We start from the raw sequence: 5,247 nt of genomic DNA on the forward strand, positions 1-5,247 counted from the left end.
TCCGGAAAAACCAGCCAGACCCAATGCCCAAAACGATTGGCTACAAGGCTATTGCTATCAATTCTGGCGTTGCCAGCACAATGCTTACCGCGGTGACGGGGCTTTTGGTCAGTACACGATCGTCATGCCCGAGCAAGATGCAGTATTGGCCATCACCAGCGAAAGTCCCAACATGCAAGACCAACTGGATTTGGTTTGGGAATACATCTTGCCCGCATTTGACCCGCCGAATGCGCAAAGCAATACTGCTGGAGTATTAAAATCCAAAACCACAAGTTTGGCTTTACCCATGCCCAAAAGCAGCATCCAATCCAGTTGGGTAAAAAAAGCATCCAAGCGCATCTATCAATTGGAGGGCAATGAAATGCAGCTTAAGACTTTACGCCTGAGTTTTTCCAAAGGATTGTGCATGCTTGATTGGGAAGGAGAAAAAGAGAATTACCAAATTCCCTGCGGCATTGGCACCTGGAAAGCTGGCGAGACTACTTTCCCTGGCAACGATTTGCTGCCCAAATCCGTCTCTCGGTCCAGTGGGGTTCGACTCAAAAAAACGGTAGCCTGCGGAATCTGGAAAGACGAGAACACCTTTGAAATGACCTGGCGCTACATCGAAAGTCCACATCACGATGTGGTGACCTGCAAGCTTTCCGACGCTGGTATTCAGGTCACTTTTGCCAATAGCCGCGTGAGGCTCAATGCCACCAACAAAGACCTCAGGCCTGTTTTAAAAGGAAAAATGGCCTGAATTTTTCACCAGGAGCAAGCGCTCCACATTGTAAAATCGATATGTACCATTCAAAATTTCGACAATACTTTTTTTTACCCCTTGGTCTGGTCTTACTCTTAGTGCAGCAGGGTTTACCAATTTTTCAGAAGGACAATCCGCACCTTGTCCTTCAGGAAAAAAATAGGTCAAAAGCCCCCTGGCGCAATTTGCTCAACGGTATCGATTTGAGCGGCTGGGATGTTTATATTGGTCAACCATTTTCTGACAAAGGGGAACTTCAAAAGGAGACTCCAGCGCCGGGTTTAAACAATGATCCTCAGAAGGTTTTCAGTGTAGTAACTGAAGATGAGCAAAGTGCGTTGCACATTACCGGCCAGCATTTTGGTGGAGTATCTACCCGTGACGAATTTGAAAACTACCATTTGCAATTGCAATTCAAGTGGGGCAAATTGAAATGGGCACCTAAACTAAATGCAAAAATGGACAGTGGTGTACTCTATCATGCCAATGGGAAACATGGTGCTGATGGTGGCTTTTGGATGCAATCACAAGAATATCAGGTACAAGAAGGCGATTGTGGAGACTACTGGGGGGTAGCGGGGGGAACTTTTGATGTTTTGGCCAAAAAGCAAAGTGAAAAAGAGTGGGTTTATGACCCCAATGGAACCTTATTGACCTTTTCAGAAAAAAGTCCCCAAGGCAGACATTGTATTAGGGCTGCCAATTGCGAAAAACCTGCGGGCGAATGGAACACCATCGACATCTATTGTCTAGCTGGAACCGCAGTGCATATGATCAATGGAAAAGTAAACATGGTCTTGCGCCATTCTCAACGCCTTGTAGGCAGTGGTTCAGAACCCTTGACCAAAGGAAAAATTCAAATTCAGTCCGAAGGAGCAGAAGTATATTACCGCAACATCCGCATCCGTCCGATTGATAAAATACCTGCGAAACTTTTGAAATAAAGCTTCTTTTTAAAACCATTACCATGCACAGACGCAAATCCATTCAAAACATCGCACTCCTAGCCGGAGGACTTATCGCACTACCGAATTGGGCCAAAGCCTGGTCGCTGGACAGTTTACCCATGGTGGGCAAGTCGCTGAATTCAGCTGCTGAAAATACCCTGGCGCTGATAATTGAAACCATCATCCCTGAATCGGATACCAAAGGTGCCAAATCGCTGGGTGTACCCGCCTTTGTCAATACCATGCTGGCCGATTGTTACGAGAAAAAAGTGATAGAGAATGTGGAAAAAGGTCTGGCTGTGGTAGAAAAACTGGCTATTGAGCGTTACCAGAAAAGCTTTGCCAACCTCACTACGCTACAAAAAGAGCAATTATTGCTGAGCCTTGAAAAGGAGACAGACTCCAACCTGAAAGATTTTTACAGCCTGATCAAAAACCTCACGATACAGGGGTATACCAGTTCGGAGTATGTACAAACCACTTTTTTGAAGTACGAAATGGCGCCAGGGCATTACTATGGTTGTGTATCGATTTGAGCATTGAATGCTCTACAACTTCGTATTTCAACTTTCAACGCTTCAACTTTTCAACTGAAATGGCAAATATCTCCATCGACGCAATCAAAAAGAACACCTACGATGCAATTGTGATTGGCTCGGGCATCAGTGGGGGCTGGGCGGCCAAAGAACTCTGTGAAAATAGCCTCAAAACCCTGGTACTCGAACGGGGCCGGGACGTCAAACACATCGAAGATTACCCAACTGCCAACAAACACCCCTGGGAATTTGAACACCGCGGCCAGGTTCCCCTGGCGGTACGCGAAGCATACGGTTCCATCCGCAGTTTTATGCGGGAAGAAACCCTGCACTGGGCCATCAAACCCGACGAACAACCTTTTGTGCAAGAAAAACCCTTTTCCTGGACGCGAGGTTATCATGTTGGTGGCAAGTCGCTGCTCTGGGCCCGTCAAACCCAACGTTGGAGCGATTTCGATTTTGAAGGCCCTGCCCGTGATGGGTATGCCGTGGATTGGCCGATCCGCTACGCCGATATTGCGCCTTGGTACAGCCATGTCGAGAAATTCGCTGGCATTTCGGGCAATAAAGATGGTCTACCACACCTGCCCGATGGCGAGTTTTTGCCCCCCATTGAATTGAACTGTGTAGAACAGCACCTGCAAGGGGTACTGGCCCAAAACTATACCGATCGGCAACTGATCCAGGGGCGTTGCGCGCACCTTACCAGCCCACAAGCTGTTCATTTGCAACAAGGCAGAGGAAAATGCCAGCACCGCAACCTCTGCAATCGAGGCTGTCCTTTGGGTGGTTATTTTAGTGCCAATGCCTCTACCCTACCTGCGGCGGCAAAAACCGGAAAAATGACCTTGCGGCCTCATTCCGTAGTCCATTCTATCATTTTCGATGCAAAAAAAAGCAAAGCCAGTGGCGTACGCGTTGTAGACGCCAATACGGGAGAAATGATCGAGTATTTCGCCAAAATTATCTTTGTAAATGCTGGCGCAGTAAACAGCAACCTAATTTTGCTCAACTCTCTTTCAACCCAGTTTCCCACAGGATTGGGCAATGACAGTGGGCTACTCGGAAAATATTTCGCCTGCCACAACTACCGGGGCAAAGCAAGCGCACAGGTAGAAGGCTTTCAGGATAAAACCACTTCGGGTAAAAATCCCAGCAACGGGTACATTCCGCGTTTCCGCAATGTGCAAAAGCAGGAAATGGATTTTCTACGCGGCTATTCAATCGGGGTTGGAGCTGGACGTTGGTCAGGCAGCAACCGCGAAGGAATTGGGGAAGACCTGAAAAATCAACTCCTTCACCCTGCCTTGGGCAATTGGGGCATTAGTGCCTGGATGCAAGGAGAAACTGTTCCCATCGAATCAAACCACCTGCGCTTGCATACCGAACTCAAGGATAAATACGGCATCCCCCAGTTGATCACCTCCGTAGCCTGGACGGAAAACGACGACAAAATGGTCAAGGACTTTCAGGAGCAGGTGGAAGAAATGTTTACCAAAGCTGGTTTCAAAAACATCAATGCAAATGATTCCCATTCAAATCCAGGTTCTGATATTCACGAAATGGGGGGCGTGCGCATGGGTAAGGATCCGAAAACCTCGCTGCTCAACGAATGGAACCAGCTGCATTCCTGCAAAAACGTTTTTGTGAGCGACGGTGCGTGCATGACTTCTACTGGCACTCAAAATCCGTCTTTGACTTATATGGCCATCACTGCGCGGGCGGCCAACTATGCAGTATCCGCCTTGAAAAAGCGAATTTTATAACCTGAATTTTTCACTCTGAAAATACTTTTAACATGAAAAAATACTTGTTTTTACTGCTTGGTTTGCTCTGTTTGAGCGACATGCAAGGCCAAAAATCGCTGTACAAATATCCCATTGGCGCTCAGGCCTATACTTTTCGCCGCAGCTTTCCCATCAATGCCATTTCCACTTTGGATTCCATCCAGATGATGGGCATTACGGAGATTGAAGGCGGAGCGCCAAAAGGCATGAGCCCAGAACAATTTCGGAAACTTTGCGCCGAACGGGGCATCAGCATCCCTTCAACCGGAGCGGGCTATGAGCAATTGGTCAAAGATCCGATGGAAATTGTCAAAACGGCCAAGATCCTGGGATCTACCTACGTGATGTGCGCCTGGATTCCTCACAAAGGCAACACCTTTACGCTGGAGGATGCCAAAAAGGCGGTTGAGGTGTTCAACAGTGCTGGCAAGATCCTGAAAGAAAACGGCATTACGTTTTGCTACCACGATCACGGTTACGAATTCCAACCCTATGAAGATGGAACTTTGTTTGATTACCTGATCAAAAACACCAATCCTGCTTACGTGTCTTTTGAGATGGATGTGCTCTGGACTTTGCATGGCGGCGGCGATCCAGTGTCTTTACTCAAAAAATACAAAGGCCGCTGGAAATTGATGCACCTCAAGGATCTGCGAAAAGGGGTTGTGGGTGATTTGAGTGGACATACTCCTGCTGAAAATGACGTGGTACTGGGTACTGGTCAGGCTGATTTTAGAGGAATTCTCAAAATTGCCAAAAAAGCGGGCGTGACCCATTGTTTCATCGAGGATGAAAGCAACCTGGAAATGGTCAATGTGCCCAAGAGTATTGCGTATTTGAAAGGGTTAAAATGATTTTGTTGCGCGGCAGTGCACCCTAGGGCAAACGCAATAAAATTGTTGTTGCAGTGGAATATTTTACGCAAGTTACCAACCCCCAAGCCCCTGGAAGGGGAGCAAAGCTTACGTTAGGTCTATATTTTACCTTTCTTAAGCAAAAGTAAGGTTTTTAATTACCTAGAATGTACTCCCCTTCCAGGTGTCGGGGGTTCTGAAATTTAGCGGAAAATATTACAAAGCATTGAAAAACAATCTTTTGTGATGATCGTCAAGGCAATTTGCTTTTGATCTTTTAATCTGTTTGCCCTGAGGTTGCCCCCTACGAACGCATCGCTGCACAAATAATCCCGGTTGCCACCGCGGCATTCAAGGATTCTGCGCCGCCCTGGG

The 5,247-nt window shown here is 47.2% G+C and carries 4 protein-coding genes and 1 pseudogene; all 5 read left to right on the top strand.

All coding sequences use genetic code 11. From position 1 onward, the window contains the following. Window positions 1-745: pseudogene (locus ABW391_RS25015) on the top strand (serine hydrolase domain-containing protein); the annotation flags it as partial. Window positions 746-933: 188 nt separating this feature from the next. Continuing rightward, window positions 934-1,692 (top strand): 3-keto-disaccharide hydrolase, encoded by a 759-nt coding sequence (locus ABW391_RS25020; protein WP_353484640.1) that lies wholly within the window; start codon window positions 934-936, stop codon window positions 1,690-1,692. 23 nt (window positions 1,693-1,715) lie between these two features. Continuing rightward, window positions 1,716-2,231, top strand: coding sequence for a gluconate 2-dehydrogenase subunit 3 family protein (locus tag ABW391_RS25025; RefSeq protein WP_353484641.1), 516 nt, complete (start codon window positions 1,716-1,718; stop codon window positions 2,229-2,231). 59 nt (window positions 2,232-2,290) lie between these two features. Further along, window positions 2,291-3,997, top strand: a complete 1,707-nt coding sequence (locus tag ABW391_RS25030; protein ID WP_353484642.1) for a GMC oxidoreductase — start codon at window positions 2,291-2,293, stop codon at window positions 3,995-3,997. Window positions 3,998-4,029: 32 nt separating this feature from the next. Beyond that, entirely contained in the window at window positions 4,030-4,872 is an 843-nt protein-coding gene (locus ABW391_RS25035; protein WP_353484643.1) for a sugar phosphate isomerase/epimerase family protein, read from the top strand. Window positions 4,873-5,247 lie beyond the last annotated feature (375 nt).

Source organism: Haliscomenobacter sp., from assembly GCF_040403615.1.
Lineage (GTDB): Bacteria > Bacteroidota > Bacteroidia > Chitinophagales > Saprospiraceae > Haliscomenobacter.

Coding starts and splice junctions, on each gene's coding strand:
- ABW391_RS25030 (WP_353484642.1), top strand. CDS start 2,291: ATGGCAAATATCTCCATCGACGCAATCAAAAAGAACACCTACGATGCA.
- ABW391_RS25035 (WP_353484643.1), top strand. CDS start 4,030: ATGAAAAAATACTTGTTTTTACTGCTTGGTTTGCTCTGTTTGAGCGAC.
- ABW391_RS25025 (WP_353484641.1), top strand. CDS start 1,716: ATGCACAGACGCAAATCCATTCAAAACATCGCACTCCTAGCCGGAGGA.